We start from the raw sequence: 24,757 nt of genomic DNA, 5'->3' as shown, positions 1-24,757 counted from the left end.
CACACTCTGAAGCCTTGCCGCCATGCGAAAAAAAACGGGCCTGCATCAGCAGGCCCGTTCTCCTTGTGTGACTTGTGAAATCAGCGCATCAACTGTTGATCGCTGCCTGTTCGTTCTCGTCAAATTCTTCCGCCAAGAGCTTGTCGTTGGCTTTGCCGGTAAATGGCACTACAGCGGCGCGTGGTTTACCTCGCAGTTTGCCGAACAGATGATCCAGTTTGTGCTCGAGTTTCTCGGCAGCACCGTCGATCGCCTGTTCCAGCGAATCGGCTTTATGGGTCACGGAAATCGGTTGGTGGCCTTTTGGCCGCGCTTCCAGTTGGCAGCGCAAGTCATGGGGACCTGGTTTTTCGCCGTTCTCGTCGCTCAGATGGACTTCGACACGGGTCAGGTCTTCTTCATAACGGTCGAGCGTGCTCTCAATAGTTGTACGTACCCACTCCTCCAGTCGCTTACTGCTTTGAATATGGTTATCGCTGTTGACTTGGATTTGCATAGTTCATCCCTTATTTCAGCTAGCTCGCTGGAGGCCTTGAGTTGAATTTCCTGACCTCCTGGTTACAACAATCGGCCCGAGCGACGAACATTTCAACCCCTGAAAAAAGAAAAATATTCATTCGCAAAAAAAGCCGGACAACCGAGCGAGGCGCTGTTAATGTCGGGAGTTGGGTCGACCCGCTCCGCAGAAAAATCTGCTCACATCTGTTGCTCATTCAGCGGGTGCAGGCTGCGAAAAATCCCCGCCTCTTCCACCAGCCAGTCATGCACAGCGCGCACGCCCGGATGGCTCAACGCCCCCGGCGCATATAGCAGCACGTAGCGTTTATGGTTGGGCACCGACAAGCCGAACGGCACGATCAAAGTGCCGCGCTCCAGCTCATCATTGAGCAACGTGCGCCGGGCAATCGCCACGCCCATACCGGCAATCGCCGCTTCAATGGTCAGGTGATTGCGATTGAACGTGTGCCCGCGCCGCACATCGGCGCCTTCGAAGCCGATCGCGTTCAAGTAGAACTCCCATTCCGCATACTCGTAACTGCCACGCCAGGCGGTAATGTCGTGCAGCAGCGGGAAATGCACCAGATCCGCCGGCCCGTGCAACGGCGGTCGCCCGCGCAGCAGGCTCGGCGCGCACACCGGAAATATCTGCTCGTCGAGCAAGGCTGTGGATAACAATCCGGGGTAGCTGCCATCGTTGAGGTCGATCGCCAGATCGAAATCGCCTTCGTGCAACGGCACGCTGCTGTCCTCGGCCACCAGGCGCAACTGGATGTCCGGAAAGCGTTGCTGCAAGCGCGGCAGGCGCGGAGTCAGCCACTTGCCGAGAAACGACGGGATCGAACGCAACCGCAGAGTCCCGCTGATCATCCCGGCGTCCAGCCGGCGCAGTTCCGCATCGATGCTGCCATAGGCTTCATTGACAGTAATCGCCAGCCGCTGCCCCTGCGCGCTCAACTCAACGCCCCGCGCGCGCCGATGAAACAGGCGAAAGCCCAGGCGCTCTTCCAATTGGCGGATCTGCTGGCTGACCGCGCCCGGGGTGATGTGCAGCTCTTCGGCACAACGGGTGAACGACAGGTGCCGCGCGGCACAGGCAAACACCTGCAGCCAGACGTAGGTCTGGGCATGCAATTGACGACTCATTGTTTAGTCCTGCTAAAGGCTGTCTTAGGAGGTTTCGTTGGTCACCTCGAAGCGAGGCAGGCAGTATCGCCGACATTGCGCTTGTCCGACAAAAAATGGCAGCGATTCCTACTCCATTGCTTGTAAGGGTTTAGCATGGCTATCAGTGTTTTCGATCTATTCAAAGTGGGCATCGGCCCGTCCAGTTCCCATACCGTCGGCCCGATGCGCGCAGCGGCGACCTTTGCCCAGGCTCTGGTCGATCAGCATCTGCTCAATGATGTGCGACGTGTGCAGGTCCGCCTGTACGGTTCGCTCTCGGCCACCGGCGTTGGCCATGCCACCGATCGCGCGACGGTCATGGGCCTGATGGGCGAGTGGCCGGACAGCATCGATCCTTCGACCATCGATCCACGCATCCAGCAACTGCGCGAAACCGGACAACTGTCCCTCGCCGGTCAGCGCTCAATTGCGTTCGACTGGCAGAGCGACCTGCTGCTGCTCGACGAGAGCCTGCCCTACCACCCCAACGCCATGTCGCTGAGCGCCTTTGGCGAAAGCGCCGAGCTGTTCACGCAAACCTATTACTCGGTCGGCGGCGGCTTCATCGTCGAAGCGGCTGAAGTCGAATCTGGCGTGGCGCCAACCAGCGACGTGGTGTTGCCCTATGATTTTTCCAGCGCCGCCGAACTGCTCGCCCTGTGCAAAAAGCACAATCTGCGCGTGTCCGAACTGATGATGGCCAACGAGCGCGCCTGGCGCAGCGATGCCGAGATTCGCAAAGGCCTGCTGCACATCTGGTCAGTGATGCGCGAGTGCGTCGAACAAGGTTTGCGCCACGAAGGCATCCTGCCCGGCGGTCTGAAAGTACCGCGCCGCGCGGCGAAACTGCATCGCAGCCTGTTGGAAATCGGCAAACCGAATGTGATCAGCTCGACCCTGTCGGCAATGGAATGGGTCAACCTGTTCGCCCTTGCCGTCAACGAAGAAAATGCCGCCGGCGGGCGCATGGTCACCGCGCCGACCAATGGCGCCGCCGGGATCATTCCGGCCGTTCTGCACTACTACATGAAATTCAATCCGGATGCGTCTGACGATGACGTCGTCGCGTTCTTTCTCGGTGCAGCCGCCGTGGGCATTTTGTGCAAGAAAAACGCCTCCATCTCCGGTGCCGAGGTCGGCTGTCAGGGCGAAGTCGGTTCGGCTTGCGCAATGGCCGCCGCCGGCCTCGCCGACGTCCTCGGCGCGACACCGGAGCAATTGGAAAACGCTGCCGAAATCGGCCTGGAACACAACCTCGGCCTGACCTGCGATCCGGTCGGTGGCCTGGTGCAAGTGCCGTGCATCGAGCGCAATGCCATCGCGGCGGTGAAGGCGATCAACGCCACGCAAATGGCCCTGCGCGGCGACGGCAATCACTTTATTTCCCTCGACCGGGTGATTCGCACCATGCGCGACACCGGCGCCGACATGCACGACAAGTACAAGGAAACCTCGCGGGGCGGGCTGGCGGTGAACTGGGTGGAGTGCTGATCGGCCTGACTGCACTGTCAGCGATCATCCGCTCATTCCTGCCCTGAAAATGCGCCACAAAAAACGGCGAGCCCCGAGGCTCGCCGTTTTTTTCGCCGTGTTTATTGTTCGACAATTTTTCCGGCATGCCCCTTGCTACATCACCCTTGAGGCAAACGGACATTGCAAACCTCAGCGAACGAGATGCCAGTGGTCTGGTGTTGCGAACCAAATCAGATCATGGCCGGTCAACAACTGCACGTTCAATCAGGCGGTGACGCATCATGGACAACCCATTTCAAATCATTACCGATGCATTCGCGCCGGACTATCAGATCAATCTGAGCATTCAGGGCCTGGACGGCAGCATCATGCTGACCCTGTCCAACGCCGGCCGCATTGTGGCCAAGCGCATGATCAGCGCCGAACAGCGCAACGATCCCGAGCGTTTGAAGAGGCTGGTGCAAAGCATCCGGTTCGGCATCGCCATCGAACAGGGCCACAGCGCCATGTCGATCCTCGAAGCCATGACCAGCGGCGCCGGGCTGACCCCGCCACCGCCACGGGTCAAAGGCCAGCCGGGTCAGGCGGCGGGCCTTTAAAGCTCGCCCTTCTCCACTTCAGGATGTTCGCTGGAGCCCGTGCCGAGCTTGCGCTGCGGGTTCTCGATCTTCACTGAGGGGAATTGCGACGAAGCGTAACGCACCACCAGGATCGCAAACGCCAGCAGCAGAATGCCGCCGCACAGGTAGATAATGCCCATGTCCGGCGGGTTGTGGTGCGAGACGTTGGAGATCAGCAGGCGCGTCAGTGCAGTGATCGCCACGTAGATCAGGAAGCGCACCGGCATGTGGTTGGTCTTGAAATAAATCCCGACCATCGCGCCCAGTTCCAGATAGATGAACAGCAACAGAATGTCATCGATCTTGATGTGCCCGACTTCGAGCATCCCGAGAAACTCCATCACCGCCGCCCACGCTGTCACCGCACCGATGGCGAACAGCGCCAGATAGTGAAAGGTTTCGACGAACAGGTTGCCCAGGGACTCGGCCAGTTGATGCACGTTACGCCGCAGTTTCTCGGCCCAATTTATTTTCACGATGAGTTTCCTTAGCCCGTTTCGGGCGGATGATGCGTATCGCACGTGACGGTTTTGCGCGCGCGCCTTGTAGCAACGGTTTTCATGCAGGTTCAGGGCCACGCATCATGGCGATCCGCCGCAAATCCCGCGCCGTGGCGTTTGGTCGCAGGCTCGCGGCTTTGCACAATCCCCGTGGGAGCGAGCCTGCTCGCGAATAGCAGCCACACCGTACCCCTGACAAACGCCAAATCCGGTCTACATTGAAAAGCCACTACCCATGGCGCAGGGATTCGCTTATCCTTTTCGCTGTATATGGATACAGTAGTCGTCAAGACAACTTAATGTGAAGGCATGTGAGGTGGTGAATGGCCGTCGAAGTGGTATACCGCAGCAGCCGAGATCTGGAGCGCTTGTTCATGGATAAAGCCGAAGCTGATCGTCATGACAAAATGCTCGAACTGGCCGAATATCTGGCCGATGTGCTGCAAAAAGCCGTTCCGTCTCTGACCGAACAGCAAGTGGAAGAAGCCGGGATCTACATGGCGAAGAATCGTGATGTGTTCGCCCGGGCGTTCAAGAGCCAGCCCGATGCGCTGTCGGAGCTGATCAATGCGCCGGCCGAGCCTGTCGAAAAAGCTGAAGCGGCAGAACCTGATGAGGCGCCGGCGAAGCCAGCCAAAGCAGCGAAAGCGCCGAAGTAATTAGAAAGATCGCAGCCTTCGGCAGCTCCTACACTCGGAATGTAGGAGCTGCCGAAGGCTGCGATCTTTTGCTTTCAGCGATACAAAACCTTTTCGGCCAACTCATCCGCCACCCGCGCCGGCGAACGTTTTTCCGCCTGAGCATGGGCGAAGACTTCGGTCAGCCGCGAACTGATTTTCGACAGATGCGCCGTAATCGTCGGCAGCTCCTCACCGCGATGTTTCAGTGAAACGTAAATCAGCCCGCCGGCATTGATCACATAATCCGGCGCATAAAGAATCCCGCGCCGTTCCAGTTGATCCGCCACATCCAGATGGGAAAGTTGATTGTTCGCCGAACCGGCCACCGCCGAGCAGCGCAGCTGTGAAACGCTGTGACTATTAAGCACCCCGCCCAACCCGCACGGCGCGAGAATGTCGCACGGCGTGCTGAGCAATGCGTCGTTGGCGATCGGGTGGGCATTGAGCTGTTCCATTGCCAGTTGCACCTTGCCGTGGTCGATGTCACTGACCAGCAACTCGGCGCCGGCAGCGTGCAGTTGCTCGGCCAGCGCAAAACCGACATTGCCAAGCCCCTGGATGGCAACGCGCAGACCTTCGAGGTTGTCGCTGCCCAGGCGCGCCATCGCCGTGGCGCGAATGCCGGCGAACACGCCCATGGCCGCATGCGGCGCCGGGTCGCCTGCCGAAGTGGTGCTGGTAACGTGGCGGGTCTGCTGGGCAATGCAGTCCATGTCCGCCACTGACGTACCGCTGTCGATGGCGGTGATATAGCGGCCGTCGAGTTGCTCGATGCAACGTCCGAAAGCCTCGAACAACGCAGCGCGATTCTCGACATGGGCCGGGCGCACGATCACCGCCACCCCGCCACCTTGCGCGAGGCCGGCGAGCGCCGCTTTGTAGCTCATGTTTTGCGCCAGGCGAATGGCGTCCTCGACCGCAGATTCGTCGTTGGGATAGGCAAGGTAACGGCACCCGCCCAGGGCTGGCCCCAGATGGCTGTTATGAATGGCAATGACCGCCTTCAACCCGGTGGCCGGGTCCACGCTCAGGTGCAGCGATTCCAGGCGAGTGCTTTGCATGAGAGCGAACATCGACAGGCTCCCGAATCACTTCTTGTAGAACGCCAGTATAGGCTTGCCCCTGAAAATTGCTGGCGCGCACTGGCATGAGCCGCCGAGCGGACAATGCTGCGCCGCTATAACTCGCGCTCAATGAGCCCAGCACTGGACGAACCATCCGGACGGGGCTAAAACGAGGCATTGGAGGGAGATTCAGATGAGTGCGCGCCAACGCTTTTTCGAATGCCTGCATCGTTCACCGCCAGCCCTGCTGGAAGCTGCGCTGTGGATAAGTGCCGAGCACGACAAAACCCTCGAGCCCGAGGCATGGTTGCGCACCTTCAAGGATCTGCAACTACGCGTCAGCTATGGGCTGCCGATGCTGCCGGTCAGCGAACTGGCGCAACCGCTGTTGCGGCGCATGGTCGATCTCGGTTTCGCGCAGGATGATTTCCTGCCGCTGCGCCCACAGGCGGCGCTGTTGCATCGCGTGTTGCACACCCAACGCGGTCAGCCGTTGGCATTGGCGTTGATCGCACTGGAACTGGCGCGTGGGCTGGAGATTCCTCTGGTCGGGGTCAACTTCCCCGGACATTTTCTGCTGCGGGTACCCGGCGCCGACCACTTGCTCGACCCTTGCGGCGGGCGGCGACTGTATCCCAATGACTGCCGAGAACTGTTGCAACGCCAATACGGGCCGAACATGCAGCTCAGCGCCGAACATTTGCTGAGCGCAACGCCGGTGCAGATGCTGCAACGTCTGTCACGCAACCTGCGCCAATTGCACCTGACCCACGACGATCACATCGCCGCGCTGATCGACGCAGAACGAGTGCTCGAACTGGGCGATGCGAAGGCCTCCGATTACATGGCCCGGGCCAGTCTGTATCAACGGCTGGATTGCCCGAACGCTGAACGCTTCGATCTGGAGCATGCATTATTGCTCAGCGAAGACCCGATCCAGCGCCTGCGCCTGACCGAACGCCTCGGCCATCTGTCGCCCAACTCCGTCGTGCATTGACCAGATTTTGTAGGAGTGAGCCTGCTCGCGATTGCGGTGTATCAGGCGAAATTGTTTTTGATCGTTCCCACGCTCCGCGTGGGAACGATCAGTCAGGCGTGTCTGGTTGATTGGCAGGATGCGCCTTGATAAACGCCGGATGATCAGCCGCCAAGGCAGCCACACGGCAAATCTTCGGATATGCCTCCAGGCTGACGTTGAACCGCTCAGCCGCATACAACTGCGGAATCAGATACACATCTGCCACGCACGGCCATTCGCCAAAACAGAAACCGCTGTCGCCGATCAACTGCTCCACCGTCGCCAGCCCTTGGCTGATCCAATGGCTGATCCACTCCACCACTTGCGCCTCATTCTGCCCCGCCTGGCGCAGGCGATTGAGCACGCTGACGTTGTGCAGCGGGTGCACGTCGCAGCCGATCACCGCCGCCACACCGCGCACCTGCGCGCGCGCCAGCAGATCATCCGGCAGCAACGGCACCTGCGGGTAACGCTCTTCCAGATACTCGATGATCGCTGGCGACTGAATCAGCAGCGCACCATCATCGGTGCGCAAGGTTGGCACCCGGCCCTGCGGATTGAGCGCCAGATACGCCGGTTGCCGATGCTCACCGCCCGACGGTGCGATCAGGTTGACCGGCAACGCCTGGTAATCGAGGCCCTTCAACGCCAGCGCAATGCGCACCCGATACGACGAAGTGGAACGGTAATAGCCATAGAGATCCATAAGCCGCTCCCGTCAGCGCGCAGCGATCACGGTGCCGCGACATTCGCCGAAGCCGATCGAGGCAAAACCGTCGCGGGCGCAGCGGGCACGCAGGATGATTTCGTCACCGTCCTCAAGGAATTTGCGCACTTCGCCGGAAGCCAGTTCGATCGGTTTCTTACCGCCCTCGGTAATCTCCAGCAGGCTGCCGAACTGGCCGTTTTCCGGGCCGGACAAAGTGCCCGAACCGAACAGGTCACCGGCCTGCAACTGGCAGCCGTTGACGCTGTGGTGCGCGACCATTTGCGCCACGGTCCAGTACATGTAACGAGTGTTGCTCAGGGTCAAACGATGGGCGGGCAGGTTCTGCTCGCGCATGGTTTCGGTACGCAACAGCACTTCCAGCTCGATGTCGAAGGCGCCGCCATCCTGATCGCGCTTGTCGAGCAGATACGGCAGCGGCTGCGGATCACCTTCAGGGCGCGCCGGTTGTGCAGTACGGAAAGGCTCCAGCGCTTCGGCCGTTACCACCCAGGGCGAGACGCTGGTGATGAAACTCTTCGACAGGAATGGGCCGAGTGGCTGGTATTCCCAAGCCTGGATATCCCGCGCCGACCAGTCGTTGAGCAGGCAGAACCCGGCGATGTGCTCGGCGGCGTCACCGATGGCAATCGGCTCGCCCATCTCATTGCCCTGACCGATCCAGATGCCCAGTTCCAGTTCGTAATCCAGACGCGCGCATGGACCGAATACCGGTTCGGTCTGCCCGGCCGGCAGCGTCTGGCCTTTCGGCCGGCGCACGTCGGTGCCGGACGCTCGCACCGTCGAAGCGCGACCGTGGTAACCGATCGGCACGTGCTTGTAGTTCGGCAGCAGCGGGTTATCCGGGCGGAACAGTTTGCCGACGTTCTGCGCGTGCTCGATGCCGACGTAGAAGTCGGTGTAATCGCTGATCCGTGCCGGCAGGTGCATCTGGCAATCGGCAGCCAACGGCAAGAGTTTCGCGCCTTGCGCTTCGATGTTGCCGCGCAGGGTACTGCCTTCACTGAACAGTTCGATCAGGCGTTCGCGCAGGGCCACCCGCGCCTCACGGCCAAGTTCAAAGAACGCGTTCAACTGCCCGCCGTGCATGGCTTCCACCGCACTGCGTGCGACACCGTCGAACAGACCGGCCTCAAGCGCCACCTGCAAATCGAAAATGTGCTCGCCGATCGCTACGCCCGCGCGAGGCGCCGAACCGTCCAGGCTGAACACGCCCAGCGGCAGATTCTGCAAGGGGAAATCGCTGTGACCGTTGGCCGAAGCGACCCAGCTGCGGGGGATGGAATTCTGTGTCATGGGTTATCTCCGGGTCGGGTCGAACGTGGCGGGCAGCGTCGCCCAGCAAGCGTCGTAACTGGGTTGCAACTGTGGGCATTCGAGGGCGAAACGACTTGGACGAAGCACTTGGCTGGTCTCGAACATGAAGGCCATGGTGTTATCGATTTTTGCAGGTGCAAGCTCGGCGTTGATCGCCCTGGTGCAGGTTTCGCCGTCCGGGCCGTGGGCGCTCATGCAGCTGTGCAGCGAAGCGCCACCGGGCACGAAGCCTTCGGCCTTGGCGTCGTATTCGCCCTGGATCAGGCCCATGAATTCGTTCATCAGGTTGCGGTGGAACCACGGTGGCCGGAAGGTCTTTTCGGCGACCATCCAGCGCGGCGGGAAGATCACGAAATCGAGGTTGGCCAGACCGTGCACGCTGGTCGGCGAGGTCAATACGGTGAAGATCGAAGGATCGGGATGATCGAAACTCACCGTGCCAATGGTGTTGAAACGGCGCAGGTCGTATTTGTACGGCACGTTGTTGCCGTGCCAGGCGACCACATTGAGCGGTGAGTGATTGAGTTCGGTGGCCCACAACTGGCCAAGGAATTTCTGTACCAGAGTAGTCGGTTGCTGCAAGTTTTCGTAGGCAGCGACCGGGGTCAGGAAATCCCGTGGATTGGCCAGACCGTTGCTGCCGATCGGCCCCAGATCCGGCAGGCGCAGCGGCGCGCCGTGGTTCTCGGCGAGGTAGCCGCGTGCCTGTGGATCGAGCAGTTCGACGCGAAATTTCAGGCCACGCGGCAGAACGACGATTTCCAGCGGTGCCACTTCGAGTACGCCCAGTTCGGTGGCGATACGCAGGCGACCGAGTTGCGGCACCAGCAGCATTTCCCCATCGGCGTTGAAGAACACCCGCTCCATCGAACGATTGGTGGCGTAGTTATAAATGCTGATGCCAGACGGTTTCTCGGCACCGGCGTTGGCCGCCATGCTGACCAGACCATCGATGAAATCCGTTGGCTCGGTCGGCAGCTCCAGTGGATTCCAGCGCAGACGATTGGGGGTTACTTCACCCAACGGTCCGCCGGCCAGTTGCCGTTCCAGTTTGACGAACGCCGGGTGATTGGCTGATGGCTGGATCCGGTACATCCAGGTACGCCGCGCTTCGCTGCGCGGCATGGTGAAGGCGGTGCCGGAGAACAGCTCGGTATACAGGCCGTACGGGGCTTTCTGCGGAGAGTTCTGGCCAACGGGCAGCGCGCCGGGCAACGCTTCAGTGCTGAATTCGTTGCCGAAACCGGACTGGTAAACCAGGTCCTGCGCGGTTGAATCGGGGTTCATGGAGCCTCCTGAACAGGGAGTCGGCAGTGGCCCATCGCTCTGGCTCAGAGGTCTCGGCACGCCGGGGTTGTTATTATCGTAATCTGATTACGCATAACGTAATTTGCTCGCTATCCAGCGTCAAGCTATAAAGACGCCCATTCGAACCGGAACCGCCAGCCCCATGGAAAAAACCAGCGACAGCAACGGCAAACAGAAAGTCCGCTCCGCCGAAGTCGGCACCGACATCCTCAAGGCTTTGGCCGAGTTGTCACCGTCGACTTCGCTGTCGCGTCTGGCCGAACATGTGCAGATGCCGGCAAGCAAGGTGCATCGCTATTTGCAGGCGTTGATAGCTTCTGGATTTGCCGAACAGAACACCGCCACCAACCATTACGGCCTCGGTCGCGAAGCACTGCGCGTGGGCCTGGCCGCGCTCAACAGCATGGACGTGCTGAAAGTTTCCGCCCTGCCGCTGTCCGAGCTGCGCGATGAACTCAACGAAACCTGCTTTCTCGCGGTGTGGGGCAATCAGGGCGCAACCGTGGTGCATATCGAACCGGCGGTGCGCGCGGTGACGGTGGTGACGCAATTGGGTTCGGTGCTGCCGCTGCTCAGCTCGTCCACCGGGCTGGTGTTCAGCGCTTACCTGCCGCACCGGGAAACCGATGAATTGCGCGAGCAGGAGATCGCTGTCGCGGAGCATCCGCTCAAGGATGAAACAGCCTATGCAGCGCTGTGTGAACAGATCCGCGAACGCGGTCTGCATCACGTGCATGGTTTGTTGATGCCGGGTGTGGATGCGCTTTCTGCGCCAGTGTTCAACGCGGTCGGGCAGATCGCTGCGGTGCTGACCATCGTCGGCCCGACCTCACTGTTCCACGCCGACGAAAACGGCCCGGCGGCGCAGCGTTTGTTGGCTGCGACCCGGGCCGTGAGTTGGCGCATGGGTTACGAAAGATAAATCAGACTATGAGCGCTCGAAACGGCTCAGCGAACCGTGGTCTTGCTTAATGCAGACTCAGCCTCTTGCATCAGTGCCTTGAAGAACCCGATCAGTTCATCGGCGGGGTCTTCATGGCCGGTGTAATACGTAACCAGCTCCGCGACCGTGCGGGCGTCTTCAAACAAACTCAGAAACGAGCGTTGCGCACGGGTAAGTTCTTTAGCCGGCGCCCCCGCCGCTGCAGCCTGACCCAATGTCAGCAGTCCGCTCAATACATCCTGCACATGCCCCAGCGCGGCGGAATAATCACCACGTCGGTGCGACTGCGACGCGTCGTAGATGCTTTTCATCACCTGCACAGCCACCACCACAGTGCCTACGGGTGGCACCAGCAGGCTGACAATGTTTGCGGCCTTCAACAGATTTTCATAAACCACACCGGCGATTATTTCGTTGAGACTGGTGGTCCGTTCGTCGATGTCACTCAATACACGGCGCACTCGCTCGTCATGGAAAGTGAACAGATCGGGCAGTAACGAACGCTGCTGTGTGCGAATGACCGGTCGGGTATCAACCGTTGCGACCAGATTATCGAAGTAGTCATTGGTCACTTTCTGGTCAACCAGCAGTATCCGCTCGCTGTAATAGTTCCTGAACGGGCCTTTTCGAAAACGAATCGAAGGAACGAACTCAGCGATCGGCCGGAAGTTGACTTGATCCGGTGCGTCAGGCGTATAGAGCAAGTCGAAGAAACCTGACGACAACTTCAGTCGAAAAATATAAACGCCGCCAACCGCGCGGTCCCCAGGAGTCGTCAGACCCAGCGCGCCAATATTGAATTTGTACAGCCCGATATCACCTTCGGCGGTGCTGGTCCCTACCGACTGATAACCGCCACTCTCTTTGAGGTTATCGATAACCCCTTGGACAGCAGAGAAAGACTCTGTCGATAATCTGCCGTTGGTGAAATCGGCAAACGCATTGCGATACATCTCACAGCGGATTTTCCGGGCATGTACCGCGCGCTTGAAAGCGTAATCAGGATGAGCCTTGTTCAGATATTGCTCTTCCAGCATCGCGCTGTATCGGTCACCAGGGCGGAAGGTTTTCGATAGCGAAGACAAATCCCGGATATCCAGTTTTTCAACGAGGGGATGTCCATTCACCAAGTAATATTTGGGGCTGTACTTGGTTTCATAGGCCGGATGCACCGCTTCGAAAGCGAGTCCCTCAAGCAAGACGTCGGTAACGCTCTTACGAAACTCTTCGGTCTGAATAATGATCTGGTCGGGATTGACCGAAATGTTGCTGCCGCGCGAACGCAATAGGTCTTCTATCTGGGCCTTCACCGCGTCATAGGTGAACTGCTCGAATGTCGGAAAACCATTGTCTCGTGCATCAACCGTGGACAGCGCCTTGAGTTCGGTTGTCAGACGCGAATAGCGCTTGCGCCCCTCAATGCCAAGCGCCCGATAAGCTGCCGGTGCAATGGCCTTGTGCAGCGCAACTTCGGCTCGGTAGGCGACATTTACGTAGTCCGCCAAAGGTGCCTTGGCGTTCAGATAAAGATCGACCGGCCGGCTATCAAGCGTGTAGCGGTAGCTCAGTTGAGTACCAGCGCTGCCAAGCAACTCACCCGCCTCGTGCAGGTAGTCGGGATGAATCATCAATGCGGCGTATTCACGATCCGCCGACAATGCCGACTCCAGCCAGCGGTTCGCCGCGTAGATATCGGAAAATTTCTGCAGTTCGAATTGCCCGTCAGCTGTTTTGACCAACATCAGCGACGGTGCGTATTCTTTGGCCGAAATCATCAGAACATCTTTCAATGCTGGGACTTGCAGCCTTATTTTCAAGCCCTGAATAGTCACCGCAGGGTCGTTGGCCATGGCTCGCGCGATGATGTTCGCATCGGTGGAATCCAGCTTCCCGGACTGGCGAGCTACAAAAACTGCAAACTCCATCTGGCTGAAGAGATAGTTGCGATAGGCCTCCTGCCAAGCAACCGACGTCGAGTATGCAAGACTGCCGGTAAACTCCAGGCGCAGGTTACGATTTTCCAGCCACTGCTCGAGCGCTACTGCCGTCAGCCGACTTCCGTCGGGAGCGCCGATGATGGTCAGAGTCGCTTTGTAACCATTGTCGTGCAGACCGAAAACAAGAAACTCCGTCAGCGTCCGGGTTTCTTCTTGCTCGATGGTCCGTCCGGCAATCTGCAAAGTGTACGAGCTATGGACACTGATCGCTTCTGGATCCAGACGTTCGTCAAAGGCCCTCTGCGCCCATGCGGCGAACGTGCGCACCACATAGTCCTTGAAAGAAAAACACGTATCGAACGCGCTCGAATATGCAGCCTCATACTGGTCTTTGGATTCTTCAAGCTCGCTATAACGTTGTTGAACATCGCTACCAGCGGCATGCAGCCAAAGCGGCCAGTCGGTGCGCTTCAGTGCTGCCCAAAGCAGATAAAAGCGGGTGTCGATGCCGTAACGCAGCACATGCAGGCGTTGATTCTCCTGAAGCATGGAGGTCAGCGGTTTTTCCAGTTGTGCCCGGCCACTGATCAAGGTTGCCACGCTTTCAAGCTGACCTTTGAGGTGAGCCTCTGCACAAAACGCATGAGGATTTTGCGTGGCTTTCGGATAACTGATCTGCTCGCTACGCAGGGAAAGTCTCTGCTGAAGTTTGCTGTGCAAATCGGTATTTTTTTCAAAGAACTCAAAGCCGTTTTCCGGCGTGTGCAGCAAATAGGAAGTCGACTCGTTGACCAGTTGCATCTCTGCGACCGCACGCTCGGCGTTGTCCAGAACGAAACAGGGCTGGCGCACCAGAAGATAATCCTGTGCCGGTTGCAGGTTGACTTCAAACGCTGCGCGACCGGCATCTGCTTCCAGCAGATGAGCGAATCGCTCGCCCAATCGGGCATCGAAATTGTTGGCCATGACCGACAGCGACAGCTCTGCACCGGTGACCACGGCATAGGCCTTGATGAAAGCCTGTTTGTTCGACAGCGGTGCATTGTCGGCATGGACGGGTTTCGCTGGCGCAGCCCAGAACTTTGCGATCTCGGCTCGCAATGTTTTTTCCAGTCCGGCAGTTACAGCAGCGATCAGATCTTCAACAACAATGGTATTGAGCACGTTGACTTTGAATTGCTCACTGAACGTATCCGGCAGAACAAAAACCCCATCGCCACCCATAATATAGGCAGGACTTATATGGTTATTCAGACAATGAACCGTTACCTCCCAAAGAGTGCCTGATGGCCGATTTTCATCGGCAGGGAAAGCAGGATCCGTATTGATATAGACCTTGTCGATATCAACTGTTTTGCCCAGACGCTTCAGTTCACCCTCAAGCATGCTGCGCAGAATATCCAGCACGCTCGGCATGGCGTCGATGATCTTGAACAGATCTGTTTTAGCCTGTGTTGCCTTTTCCCACTCTTCCGGCCAGGTAACCTGCTCACCGAAAGAACCACGCATCAAACTTTTATATAACTTGGCCACAAACTTTCCTTACTTGATTATCCAGAGCTGCAAGTGCAGCCACCGCCGATAATTGCAAGGTAGTTTCTTTTTCAGCCGACATGAAGCTCGAACAAATTACAAAACATGCCACCCAACAACGAGCACCATGTTGTGCTACTGAATTTACAAAACTAAACCAGTATCCCCATCAACTTGGCTTTCGCCACAGCCTGAGTTCTGCGTTCTACACCCAACTTACCGTTAATCCTCCTCGCATGGGTTTTTACTGTATGTAATGAAATAAACAGTTGCTCGGCAACTTGCTGATTAGAAGCCCCTTGAGCAATCAACATCAGCACTTCGCGTTCGCGCCGACTGAGGCCAGGCGCCTGTTCATCGTTATCCCGTGGCCAGGCAGAAACCTCCTTGCCAGACCCAGTGAGGCTACCTCGGCGTAATTCCCACTCACGCACGGCTTGCTGCAATCGGCAACGCTCCGCCAGCGTTGCGGCTCGCTGGAACGCTTGCTGCGCCGCCACCGTGTCACCGTGCGCTTCGGCCAACTGGGCGAAGGCCAGCAACAATTCCGTTTCCGCCGCCAACATGCCTTTGGCCTGAGCGCGCTTCAACAATCGCTCAATGGTTGGCAGAGCGCTTTCGTCCGGCTCCGATTGCGCATTCGCGCAGGCCAGCAGGTATTCGATGCGAATAATCAGTTCGAACGTCGCGGGTGGCGCCTGCAACGCCGAAGGTCCCCGGTAATGCCGTAACAGTCGGCTCAACGCTTCTTGCGCAAGATGCGGTCGGCCCTGTTGCAACCAGAACTGGCTGCTCACCTGCAACACAACACCGCGATAGACCGTATCGGGAATCTGCCGTTGCTGCATGACCCTTTCGGCCTCGCGCAGGCGTTCGAAAGCGCAGGCATAATCGCCGCGATTGCCGGCCAGTTGCGCCTGCCCCAGATAACCATACAAGACCCGCTTGTCGTGGCTGCGCAAGCAATCTTCAAGGCCTTCGCTGAACAACTGCGCAGCCTGCTCTTCAAGGCCCATGCACAGCGCCAGTCGTCCGCGCCGCAGGGCAATCCGGCCGAGCAGTGGCACGGGTAGCGTGGCGCGCTGGCGCAGCAAGTGCTCGATCTCCACCAGCAGGCTTTCGGCACGCAAAGGCGCGCCCCGCTGCTCGAGCCATTGCGCATGGTCAAGCTCAAGCAAGCCTTCGAACAGCAAGGAGCCGTGAGCACGCGCCAGGCATAGCGCCTCGCGGTTGAGGGCATGTGCCTGATCCAGCTCGCCGCACAGTAACGCCTGCTGGGTCAGTCCCGACAGGCACATCAGACGAGCCTGCCAGGCCTCGTCAGCCAGCGCAGACAAAGCCTCCTGAAAGCAGGCGCGTGCCGGCTCCATTTGCCCTTGCAGGTGAAACAGCCATCCCTGTTGCGCCTGCCAGCGGGCCAGCAGTTGCTGCTCCAGTTGCGCTGTCGGCTGCGGCATGAAGCGGCCGAGATGAGCCAGGCATTGCCCGGCCTGTTCGAACCGGCCGGCAAACAATAAGGCGCCCGTGACCAGCACGATCAGCTGTGGTGTCATCAGGGTCAGCTGCTGGCTTTGCTGCTCGTGCAAGCGCAACAGCAGGACGACGGTCTGGTCTTCGAACAAGTCTTCGAAGCCGAAATGCTGCAACAGGCTGACGGCAGTTTCGTATTCCTCGGCCAACAACGCTTGCTCGAACGCCGCTCGCCAATCCTGCGTCGCGCTGAACCACTGACAGGCGCGCCGGTGCCAGGAACGCGCACACGGCCAGTGCGACTCCTGGATGATTCGCGACAGCGGGCGGAACACCTGGAGCCAGTCAGCGGATTGCTGCCATGGCTCGATAAAGCAGCCCAACACCTGCAGATCGTGCAGCAGCCGCGCGCCTTCGCCGGCGCCGAACAAATGCTCGCATAACGGCGCATTGAACCGTGGCAGGTGAGCCAGCACACGCCATGCCTCGTCCTGCTCCGGCGTCAGGTTGCTGAACAGTTCGTGCTGCAGATAATCGAGCAGAGTGTCGACACGCTGCTGCGGTTGCAGGTTTTGCGACCAGTCGCATTTCTGCAGGAGCGCCATGCGCGACCCCGCGCACCAACCGCCAGTACGCTGGATGATACGGGTGGCGACGCGGTCCGCCTGGTCAGGCGGCAAATGGTGCAACACCGATACAACTTCATCGTGAGTCAGCGCCAGGCTGGCACTCTCGAATTCGTAGAGTTCGTCATCGAGCAACAGGCGCGGCCAGTTGCACTGCGGCCGGCGGCGAGTGCTGATCCACCAGGTGAGCGCCGGGCTGCTGACCGCCAGCAAGCGATCCAGCAGAGCATCCACAGCCGGATCCGGCAGCCGACTGTAATCGTCGATAAACAGCGACGTCGGCCTCGACCAATGGGCCAGTTCCGCCATCAGCTGCGTATCATCAAGGCCTTCGACCAGCCCGAGCGCCCGCGTCAGACGCAGGCAAAATTCTTCGCTGCTGAGCGCCGCTCCCGCCAGCGGCAGCCAGATTGCCTCGCACTCCGCGCGCACCTGAAGAAGACATTCGGTGAGCAGTGCGGTTTTGCCGCTGCCTGCCGGCGCGCACAACAGCCTGACCCGTGCGTTCGATGTCAGCAAAGGCGCAGTCAAGCGACTGCGAGGCTGATGATGTGAAGACAGCCTCGGCAAAAATCCGGGTCGATCCAGGCACGGGGTCATGGCGGTCATCGGGTGAGCCTTCTTATCGTTGTGCGCTCACCCTAGCCCTCTCCCGCGCCCTTGTTGACGAGTATTCAGCACGCTGATTGATGGCCATAAAAAAGGCGACCGTGCGGTCGCCTTTTGTCCAGCGGTACAGCAGAGCCGTTAGCGCACGCCCTCGGCGCGCAGGGCCGAAGGTGTGTAATCGGCAGCCTTGGCTTCAAAACCGAATTCGAAGCTGTGCTTCTCTTCGTTCTTCATGCCAACGCAATGTAGCGGCCGGCAATGATGTCGTAGAGCGCTTCCAGCGTGTAAGCCTGAGCCTGATGATCGTAGTAGTACTGGGCGTGACCTTCGGCAACGCGCCACAGTTGCCCGCGACCGTCGTAGTGATCGGCCAGTGCCACTTGCCAGCTGTCCTCGTCGATGTACATGTGGCGCTTGGCGTAGATGTGCCGCTCGTTCGGTTTCACCGTGCCGATCACTTCCCAGACGCGGTGCAGTTCGTAACGGGTCAGGTCCTGATTGATGTGCCCGGCCTTGACGATGTCGTCGTACTTGAGCTTCGGCGAGTCAAGCTTGTAGCTGTTGTAGGGAATGTACATTTCCTTCTTGCCGACCAGTTTCCAGTCATAGCGATCCGGAGCACCGGAGAACATGTCGAAGTTGTCGGAAGTCCTCAGGCCATCGGCCGCTGTACCCGGGCCGTCATAGGCCACTTGCGGCGCGCGACGTACGCGGCGCTGACCGGCGTTGTAGATCCACGCCAGACGCGGTTCCTTCACCTGATCGAGAGTTTCGTGCACCAGCAGCACGTTACCGGCCAGCCGCGCCGGAGCGGTCACCGATTGCTTGAAGAACGTCAGCACGTTGGCGGCTTTATCCGGGTCGATGTCTTTCATCAGTTGCGGCACGGCGATCTCTTCTTCGAAGCGGATCGGCGTGTAACTGCCGTTGGTCTGCGGTGTGACCTGGGTGATGATGCGCCGCAGATTGCCACCGTGGTAGCGGGTGATGTGGTTCCACAGCACTTCGACGCCATTCTTCGGAATCGGAAAGGCGTAGTAGCGGTTGCCGGTGAAATTGGCCAGGCCGTTGCCGTCGTTGATTGCGTTGACGTTCAGCGCGCTGCGCTTGGCCGACTCATAGATTTCCGCCGGCGCGCCCACAGTGCGGTGGGTGGGGTAGACCGGAATCTTGTAGGTTTCCGGGTAGCGTTTGAACATCGCCACCTGGCCATCGGAGAGCTTGCTTTTGTACTGCTCGACGTTCGCGGCGGTGATGGTGAACAGCGGTTTTTCGTTGGCAAACGGGTCGGCGAGGAAGCCCTTGCTGTCCACCGCACCGGCGTTTTTCGGGATGCCGCCGGTCCAGGCCGGAATCGATCCGTCCGCATTGCCGGCCTTCTCGGCGCCGAGCGGGGTCAGGCTGGTGCCGAGCTTGTTCGCTTCATCCGGCGACACCGCCGCCATCACGTTGGCCGCCAGCAGACTCAAGGCCAGCACGCCACATTGCAGAATCGTTTTGCGCATTGCGGTCATCCTTCTCGGGCAGATCAGAAGTTCACGCCGAAGCTCAGGGCCACGAAGTCACGGTCTTCGAGGACGTTGTAGTCGCCACCGAAAAAGTCGGTGTAACTCAGGCTCGCGGTGTAGGTGTTGCGGTAGTCGGCATCGACGCCGAAGCTGATGGCTTTCGCACCTTCGTTGAACAGTCCGTTGGGGCCGTAACCGGCGACGTCGTGCGACCACGACAGGTTGGGCTTGAGGTTGATCCCGCCGATGACGTTGGCGTAATCGAGAATCGCCCGGGCGCGATAGCCCCACGAGGTCGAGGTGACGAAACCGTCGGTGTCGCCGCCGAAACCGTACTGGCCGTAGACCGAATCACGGCCATAACGCAGCTCACTGCGTGACTCCAGACCACCGACATGCACCACCGCTGCTTCGCCGACCACGGTCAGGCGTTCGGCGCCGAGCACCTGATCGAAGAAGTGCGTGAGGGTGCTCTGGATTTGCGTGACTTCCTTGCGCCGGTAGCCTTTGTTGTCGGCACCCGGCGAAGTGGCGAGTGGCGATGCGGTGCCGCCGGCAATCGGGTTGACCAGTGCCAGGGTCAGGTCGTTGGTGTTGACCTGCACCGGCGCGTTCGGCCGGTAGCTGATCTCGCCGGTCCATGCGGTGCCCGTCGGAAGAGTGGTGGAGAAGCTGGCGCCGTACAGACGAATGTCTTCCGGGTATTCGAGGTAATACTGCCCGCGCCCGAGCATCACGCTTTGCGCCAGCCCCGCACCACTGCCGGGCGCGAGTCCGTTGGCAATGCCGACCATGCCTGGCAACGCCGCCAGTGTCGACAGCCCTGCCGTGGTGGTGCCGACCGTCGGCGTACGGCTGTGGTAGTTCATGAAGTAGAGGCCGTACTCGGTGTCGTCGCCGAGCCAGCGCAGCGCCGTGCCCCACTGCCCGGAATCGCGCGCATCACGATCGCCGCCACGGGGGATCACCACGCCCTCGCGGGTGACCTGGATGCCTTGGCCGAACGCGGTGGTCAGCGGCACCAGTGGCGCCACCGCTGGGCTGCCGACGGTGTAGCCGTTGTTGCAACCGTCCGCCGCCACGTCGACGCCGAAGAACGTGCCGCAGTTGTCGAGAACGGTCTGGTCCCACTCCAGTTGGTAGAAGCCTTCGACCGAGAGTTTGTCGGTCAGGCTCTGCGAGCCAAACAGCATGTTCACCGGAATCAGGCCTTCCTTGATCTCGGCACCGGGACGGCGGAACGCCGAGACGTCGACCGGGTTGATGCTGTTGATCGAGTTGCCGATGAAGGTACTTTCACCCCAGCTCACCACCTGCTTGCCGGCCCGCACGGTGCCCGGCAAATCGGCGATGGCGTAGTTGTGATAGACGAAGGCATCGAGGATCTGCGCGCCGGAAGACTTGGCGCCTTCCTTGCGGCCGCTGTCGCTGATCTGTTTGAACTCGCGGTCTTCGTCCTTGAGTTCGAAGTCGTACCAGTATTTGCCCCGCACGAACACGCCGGTATCGCCGTACTTCAGTTCGAGGTCATGGATGCCCTTGAAGATCTTCGAAAAGGTTTCGCCCTTCTTGAAATTCAGGCGCCCGTCATCACCGGTGGACGATTGTCCGCTGCCGCCATTGACCGTGCCGACCAGCGAGTTGTCGGCATCGCGCAGGCCCCAGCTCGCGCCGACCGAAAGTGACGAGTCGAAGGTGCCTTCGATTTCGCCGATGTTGAAGGCGACCGCGTGCGCCTGGGCGCAGCAACCCAGAGCCACCGCAGCGGCCAGCGCCTGCGGTGTGAAGATGGCGCGCATTGTTGTTTTTGTCATGCGTCTTCCCCGGTGAGTGACAGAAGGCCCCACCCTACTGCCGGGTGAAGCGGTCGATAAGCGCACCAAGGAGGTATTTGCGTTGTCGCTCGAAAGGATGAATGGCCATGTACGGCGGGGCCTGGGGCGGTTCATGGACTGGCTGGATAGCGCGTCATCAGCGCCATCCATGCGCACGCCACTGTTGCGCGCCCCGTAACAGTGCATGTCTGGAATCGGTATTTTTCCTACAGGCTTGAGACTTTATTCTGAGCGCGCTTTCCTCGGCACACGCCGCAAAGCGCCAAGCTCGCCACGCTGAATCGCGAGCGACTGGCTACAGATTCTGGATAAATCGATGTTTTCGGTTTACCGCCCCGGTGTTCACTGACGTTGATTTGTAGCTCCTTGATCCAACGTCTTACCTTGGCCGCTGCGTTTGCAGCGGCCTTTTTTATGGGCGGCTTGCGCGCGATGCACTTGGAGGTGGGAATCAGGGCCCAATTGCAGCCCTGTCGCCTGGAGGGAGGGCCTAAATCGAATACTTCTGCAAATTCGCCATCATTTCCTTCAACGCTTCAATATTGTCCTTCGGATGCGCCGCCCCTTCGAAATCACAAATCTGCTGCCAGTGCGCCGCGACGTCTTCCGGCGAGAACCCCTCGCGCGGATCGAAGCCGGCACCGAGGCTGCGTTCCCAGCGCACCTTGCCCATCCAGCCGCCGCCGACTTCGAACAGGCCGGACGTTTCCTGGCATTGCTCGCTGGCCAGATACACCACCAGCGGGCTGACCAGTTCCGGCTTCAGTTGCTCGAATACTTGCGGCGGGATCAGGCCCTCGGTCATGCGCGTGCCGCCGGTCGGGGCGATGGCGTTGACCAGAATGTTGTTCTTGCGCCCTTCGATCGCCAGCGTTCGGGTCAACCCGTACAGCCCGAGTTTGGCCATGCCGTAGTTGGACTGGCCGAAATTGCCATAGATGCCTGAAGTCGATGCAGTGAAAATCACGCGACCGTAGTTTTGCTCGCGCAGATGCGGCCAGGCGGCACGGGTAACCTTGTAGGCGCCTTCGACGTGGACGCGATAGACCAGATCCCAGTCGGCGTCGTCCATCTTGTGAAATGACTTGTCGCGCAGGATCCCGGCATTGTTGACTACGACGTCGACGCGGCCGAAGGCATCAAGGGCGTTCTGTACCAGTTTGTCGCCGTCAGTCACCGAGTCGTGGTTGGCTTCGGCAATACCGCCGGCCTCGCGGATTTGCGCCACTACGCGGTCGGCAGCCGAAGCGTTGGCGCCCTCGCCCTGCGTCGAGCCACCGAGATCGTTGACCAGCACTTTGGCGCCCTGTCTGGCGAACAGCAGAGCATGCGCACGACCGAGGCCGCCACCGGCGCCGGTGACAATCACGACTTTATCTTCGAAACGCACAGGTTCATTCATCGCGGCAACTCCAGCAGGCCAAGGGATATTGCCCCGAGTGTCAGGCACGGCGCTTTGGGTCACAACGAACACGGCTGCGGCTGAATGGTGCGCGATAAGGCTGAGGGATGATCGAGTGTCAGGACGCCGAGAGCCCGTGCTCTCGGCGAGAATCAGGAGTACGCCACTTTGCGCGGAGGCAATACCAGACGATCGCGGAACGCCAGATAGTGCTTGAGTACCAGCACCGGCGCCTCGGTTTGCGGATAGTGGCCGATGCCGGGTAAGAGCACGGTGTCTGCATCAGGGATCAGTTCGCGATATCGCTCGACCATGTGCACGCCGGAGATCGGGTCAAATGCGCCATCGATCACCCGCAAGGGAATGTCACCCTGCTGCATGGCCGTCACCCAGCGCTCACGTTGCATCCGGCGCTCGGGGATATAAGTGATCAATTTATGCAGGATGCGCGGGCCATGGTTGCTGTCGACCAGACTCCAGTAATCATCCAGTTCGCTTTCAGTCGGCTGGGTCTGCGGGCCGAAGATCTGCCGGAAACCTTTGACCAACGCCTCACGACTGAATGCGCGACCAAGCAGCCAGCCAATCGGGCTGAGCAGCAGTTTCTGCATCAGCAGCGGACGATGGGTTTCCGGAAACAGCCCGCCGTTGAGGAACACGCAACTGGCGACTTCGATGCGCTTTTCGTAGTGCCGCGCGAGCAGTTCCTGAGCGACGCTGTCGCCATAGTCGTGGGCAAGAATATGCACCGCTTGTTCAACCTGCAGATGGGCGAGCAGCGCCTGTTGCAGATCGGCCTGTTCCAGCAGGCTATAGGTGTGATTGCGCGGTTTCGCAGAATCGCCGAAACCGAGCATATCGCAGGCGATCACCTGATAACGCTGGGCCAGTGGCTGCCACAAGTAATGCCAATCCCAACTGGCGGTGGGGAAACCGTGAATCAACAGCAACGGTTCACCCTGCCCGACTGTCCAGTAGCGGATCGACTGGCCACGAAAAACAAAGGTCCGGCTGCGCTTGCGCCAGACACACAAAGGAATCTCGGCAAGTGGCATTAGAATTTATACCCCGGATCCTGCAGGTCGAGTTTGCGCAGCAGCGCCGGCCACGCCAGCGCGCCGCCCATGCCCTGCGCGCTCTTGGTAACGCCGGCAATCATCGCTTTGGCGCCGGCGAGAATCTGCGGCTCGATGGCGATCAGTTCGGTCCCTCCAGTCTGCGCCATGACCTGAATGTCGCAGGCACGCTGGAAGGTGAACATCATCAGAAAAGTGTCGGCGATAGTCCCGCCGCAGGTGAGCAGACCGTGGTTGTGCAGCATGAGGAAACTGTTGTCACCAAGATCGGCTTGCAGGCGCGCCTTTTCTTCATGATTCAGGGCCACGCCCTCGTAAGCGTGATAGGCCAGGCTCGACAACACGAACAACGACTGTTGACTGATCGGCAACACCCCCTGCCTTTGCGCCGACACCGCAACGCCTGACGCGGTGTGCGTATGCAGCACACAAACCACATCGTGGCGCACCTCGTGGACGGCGCTGTGAATGGTGTAGCCGGCGGGGTTGATTTCGTAGGGGCTGTCCATGAGTTTGTTGCCGGCCTGATCAACCTTCACCAGGCTTGAGGCGGTAATCTCGTGGAACATCAGGCCAAACGGATTGATCAGGAAATCTTCGGTGCCGGGCACCTTGGCCGAGATATGCGTGAAGATCAGATCGTCCCAGCCGTGCAGCGCCACCAGACGGTAACAGGCGGCAAGATCAACGCGGGTCTGCCACTCGGCAGCGCTGACCTGATCTTTGACATTCGGCGACGATTGGACGGGGGCTACGCTCACTGTATGCACCTCTGCGTTCTTCTTGTTCTGCTCGTGTCAGCAGTCTAGTCAGGCGCAGGGCATCGCGTAGTTGCATTGGCAGCCAGCTTGATGACTGAACGAGTCAGCCGGGCAAACAGCCTGGATCCATTGCAATGCAACAACGCTTATAAGGTGCAGCGATTATTGCCCGCAATCAGCCCTTGAGCGCTTCGATCAACTGCGCCAGCCACGGCTCGGCATCGGTTTCCGGCGTGACGCTTTCGCTGGCGTCGATGCGCAACATTTCCTGAACCTCGTTTACGCCCAGTTCGGCAAACAGTTCGCGCATCTGCTCGCCACCGCCGCAGAAGGTGTCGCCATAGCTGGCATCACCGAGGGCGATCACCGCGCCGGGCAGGCCCCGCAACGAAGCAGGCAACTGATCGCGCAGCATCGAATACAACGGTTGCAGGTTGTCCGGCAGCTCGCCCATGCCAGTGGTCGAAGTGACGGCCAAAAGAGCCTCAGGAGCGAACGCCTGAATATCGGCCAGCGCGGCGCGCGAGTTGTAGAAGGTTTCAAAGCCGGCGGCTTTCAGCAGGTTCTGGGCGTGGCGGGCGACTTCTTCGGCGGTGCCGTAGACTGAACCTGAGAGGATGGCGACTTTCATCAATCTGATCCTGGAACTGAAAAAAAAGAGCCGCGATAGTAACAGCCCATGCTG

The 24,757-nt window shown here is 59.6% G+C and carries 18 protein-coding genes and 2 pseudogenes; 5 read left to right on the top strand and 15 right to left on the bottom strand.

From position 1 onward, the window contains the following. Positions 1-88: 88 nt before the first annotated feature. Positions 89-496, bottom strand: a complete 408-nt coding sequence (locus FEE99_RS09140; protein ID WP_016771629.1) for an HPF/RaiA family ribosome-associated protein — start codon at positions 494-496, stop codon at positions 89-91. Positions 497-696: 200 nt separating this feature from the next. After that, on the bottom strand, positions 697-1,644 hold the full coding sequence (locus FEE99_RS09135) for a LysR substrate-binding domain-containing protein (protein WP_016771630.1): 948 nt from the start codon (positions 1,642-1,644) through the stop codon (positions 697-699). 135 nt (positions 1,645-1,779) lie between these two features. Here FEE99_RS09135 and FEE99_RS09130 point away from each other — a divergent pair, with 135 nt between their 5' ends. Together FEE99_RS09130 and FEE99_RS09125 are read left to right on the top strand one after the other, a co-directional pair. Then, positions 1,780-3,156: an L-serine ammonia-lyase gene (locus FEE99_RS09130; RefSeq protein WP_041479667.1), complete on the top strand. Its 1,377-nt coding sequence runs from the start codon at positions 1,780-1,782 to the stop codon at positions 3,154-3,156. 263 nt (positions 3,157-3,419) lie between these two features. Continuing rightward, a complete protein-coding gene (locus FEE99_RS09125; protein WP_041479666.1) occupies positions 3,420-3,737 on the top strand; it encodes a DUF3509 domain-containing protein in 318 nt (105 codons plus the stop codon). Here the strand turns inward: FEE99_RS09125 and FEE99_RS09120 are convergent. Continuing rightward, a complete protein-coding gene (locus FEE99_RS09120; RefSeq protein ID WP_039759287.1) occupies positions 3,734-4,234 on the bottom strand; it encodes a phosphate-starvation-inducible protein PsiE in 501 nt (166 codons plus the stop codon). The genes FEE99_RS09125 and FEE99_RS09120 overlap by 4 nt on opposite strands. A 347-nt stretch (positions 4,235-4,581) precedes the next feature. On the opposite strand from FEE99_RS09120, the pseudogene FEE99_RS09115 reads away from it, so the two are divergent. Continuing rightward, a pseudogene (locus FEE99_RS09115) lies at positions 4,582-4,836 on the top strand (YebG family protein); the annotation flags it as partial. Between the two features lie 155 nt (positions 4,837-4,991). Here FEE99_RS09115 and FEE99_RS09110 read toward each other — a convergent pair. After that, positions 4,992-6,011 carry a Glu/Leu/Phe/Val dehydrogenase family protein gene (locus FEE99_RS09110; RefSeq protein ID WP_041479665.1) on the bottom strand — a complete coding sequence of 340 codons (1,020 nt, stop codon included), beginning with the start codon at positions 6,009-6,011 and terminating at the stop codon, positions 4,992-4,994. A 184-nt stretch (positions 6,012-6,195) separates the two neighbouring features. On the opposite strand from FEE99_RS09110, the gene FEE99_RS09105 reads away from it, so the two are divergent. Continuing rightward, positions 6,196-6,999 (top strand): SirB1 family protein, encoded by an 804-nt coding sequence (locus tag FEE99_RS09105; RefSeq protein WP_041479664.1) that lies wholly within the window; start codon positions 6,196-6,198, stop codon positions 6,997-6,999. An 88-nt stretch (positions 7,000-7,087) separates the two neighbouring features. Here FEE99_RS09105 and maiA read toward each other — a convergent pair whose 3' ends face one another. From maiA to hmgA, 3 genes are read right to left on the bottom strand one after another with little or no spacing between them, the layout of a single operon-like run. Beyond that, complete coding sequence (gene maiA, locus FEE99_RS09100; protein WP_041479663.1) at positions 7,088-7,726, bottom strand: maleylacetoacetate isomerase; 639 nt, start codon at positions 7,724-7,726, stop codon at positions 7,088-7,090. Positions 7,727-7,738: 12 nt separating this feature from the next. Continuing rightward, positions 7,739-9,043: a fumarylacetoacetase gene (fahA, locus tag FEE99_RS09095; RefSeq protein ID WP_041479662.1), complete on the bottom strand. Its 1,305-nt coding sequence runs from the start codon at positions 9,041-9,043 to the stop codon at positions 7,739-7,741. A 3-nt stretch (positions 9,044-9,046) separates the two neighbouring features. After that, complete coding sequence (hmgA, locus tag FEE99_RS09090) at positions 9,047-10,351, bottom strand: homogentisate 1,2-dioxygenase (RefSeq protein ID WP_041479661.1); 1,305 nt, start codon at positions 10,349-10,351, stop codon at positions 9,047-9,049. A 163-nt stretch (positions 10,352-10,514) separates the two neighbouring features. Between hmgA and FEE99_RS09085 the strand changes: the two genes are divergently transcribed. Further along, the gene (locus FEE99_RS09085; RefSeq protein WP_041479660.1) at positions 10,515-11,294 is read left to right on the top strand and encodes an IclR family transcriptional regulator; all 780 of its coding nucleotides are present in this window, start codon (positions 10,515-10,517) and stop codon (positions 11,292-11,294) included. Positions 11,295-11,320: 26 nt separating this feature from the next. On the opposite strand, the gene FEE99_RS09080 is transcribed toward FEE99_RS09085, so the two are convergent. From FEE99_RS09080 to FEE99_RS09045, 8 genes and pseudogenes are all read right to left on the bottom strand, one after another. Beyond that, a complete protein-coding gene (locus FEE99_RS09080) occupies positions 11,321-14,785 on the bottom strand; it encodes a dermonecrotic toxin domain-containing protein (protein WP_041479659.1) in 3,465 nt (1,154 codons plus the stop codon). Positions 14,786-14,937: 152 nt separating this feature from the next. Next, positions 14,938-17,490 (bottom strand): LuxR C-terminal-related transcriptional regulator, encoded by a 2,553-nt coding sequence (locus tag FEE99_RS09075; RefSeq protein WP_064361059.1) that lies wholly within the window; start codon positions 17,488-17,490, stop codon positions 14,938-14,940. Positions 17,491-17,628: 138 nt separating this feature from the next. Continuing rightward, positions 17,629-18,995 (bottom strand): annotated as a pseudogene (locus FEE99_RS09070) (DUF1329 domain-containing protein). A gap of 23 nt (positions 18,996-19,018) precedes the next feature. Then, complete coding sequence (locus FEE99_RS09065; protein ID WP_041478005.1) at positions 19,019-20,812, bottom strand: DUF1302 domain-containing protein; 1,794 nt, start codon at positions 20,810-20,812, stop codon at positions 19,019-19,021. A 511-nt stretch (positions 20,813-21,323) separates the two neighbouring features. Next, complete coding sequence (locus tag FEE99_RS09060) at positions 21,324-22,235, bottom strand: SDR family oxidoreductase (RefSeq protein WP_041478004.1); 912 nt, start codon at positions 22,233-22,235, stop codon at positions 21,324-21,326. A gap of 152 nt (positions 22,236-22,387) precedes the next feature. Continuing rightward, positions 22,388-23,290, bottom strand: coding sequence for an alpha/beta fold hydrolase (locus FEE99_RS09055; RefSeq protein WP_041478003.1), 903 nt, complete (start codon positions 23,288-23,290; stop codon positions 22,388-22,390). Next, positions 23,290-24,072 (bottom strand): class II aldolase/adducin family protein, encoded by a 783-nt coding sequence (locus FEE99_RS09050; protein ID WP_041478002.1) that lies wholly within the window; start codon positions 24,070-24,072, stop codon positions 23,290-23,292. Before FEE99_RS09050 ends, FEE99_RS09055 begins: the two co-directional genes overlap by 1 nt. 175 nt (positions 24,073-24,247) lie before the next feature. After that, positions 24,248-24,703 (bottom strand): flavodoxin, encoded by a 456-nt coding sequence (locus FEE99_RS09045; RefSeq protein ID WP_041478001.1) that lies wholly within the window; start codon positions 24,701-24,703, stop codon positions 24,248-24,250. Positions 24,704-24,757 lie beyond the last annotated feature (54 nt).

Origin of the sequence: Pseudomonas sp. ef1 (assembly GCF_007293365.2) — a bacterium.
Taxonomy (GTDB): domain Bacteria; phylum Pseudomonadota; class Gammaproteobacteria; order Pseudomonadales; family Pseudomonadaceae; genus Aquipseudomonas; species Aquipseudomonas siliginis.
The sequence above is the reverse complement of the archived record's forward strand: the minus strand, read 5'-3'. Positions and strand labels throughout refer to the sequence as shown.

Coding starts and splice junctions, on each gene's coding strand:
- FEE99_RS09125 (WP_041479666.1), top strand. CDS start 3,420: ATGGACAACCCATTTCAAATCATTACCGATGCATTCGCGCCGGACTAT.
- FEE99_RS09055 (WP_041478003.1), bottom strand. CDS start 23,290: ATGCCACTTGCCGAGATTCCTTTGTGTGTCTGGCGCAAGCGCAGCCGG.
- maiA (WP_041479663.1), bottom strand. CDS start 7,726: ATGGATCTCTATGGCTATTACCGTTCCACTTCGTCGTATCGGGTGCGC.
- FEE99_RS09060 (WP_041478004.1), bottom strand. CDS start 22,235: ATGAATGAACCTGTGCGTTTCGAAGATAAAGTCGTGATTGTCACCGGC.
- hmgA (WP_041479661.1), bottom strand. CDS start 10,351: ATGAACCCCGATTCAACCGCGCAGGACCTGGTTTACCAGTCCGGTTTC.
- FEE99_RS09105 (WP_041479664.1), top strand. CDS start 6,196: ATGAGTGCGCGCCAACGCTTTTTCGAATGCCTGCATCGTTCACCGCCA.
- FEE99_RS09085 (WP_041479660.1), top strand. CDS start 10,515: ATGGAAAAAACCAGCGACAGCAACGGCAAACAGAAAGTCCGCTCCGCC.
- FEE99_RS09110 (WP_041479665.1), bottom strand. CDS start 6,011: ATGTTCGCTCTCATGCAAAGCACTCGCCTGGAATCGCTGCACCTGAGC.
- FEE99_RS09130 (WP_041479667.1), top strand. CDS start 1,780: ATGGCTATCAGTGTTTTCGATCTATTCAAAGTGGGCATCGGCCCGTCC.
- FEE99_RS09140 (WP_016771629.1), bottom strand. CDS start 496: ATGCAAATCCAAGTCAACAGCGATAACCATATTCAAAGCAGTAAGCGA.
- FEE99_RS09065 (WP_041478005.1), bottom strand. CDS start 20,812: ATGACAAAAACAACAATGCGCGCCATCTTCACACCGCAGGCGCTGGCC.
- FEE99_RS09135 (WP_016771630.1), bottom strand. CDS start 1,644: ATGAGTCGTCAATTGCATGCCCAGACCTACGTCTGGCTGCAGGTGTTT.
- fahA (WP_041479662.1), bottom strand. CDS start 9,043: ATGACACAGAATTCCATCCCCCGCAGCTGGGTCGCTTCGGCCAACGGT.
- FEE99_RS09075 (WP_064361059.1), bottom strand. CDS start 17,490: ATGACCGCCATGACCCCGTGCCTGGATCGACCCGGATTTTTGCCGAGG.
- FEE99_RS09045 (WP_041478001.1), bottom strand. CDS start 24,703: ATGAAAGTCGCCATCCTCTCAGGTTCAGTCTACGGCACCGCCGAAGAA.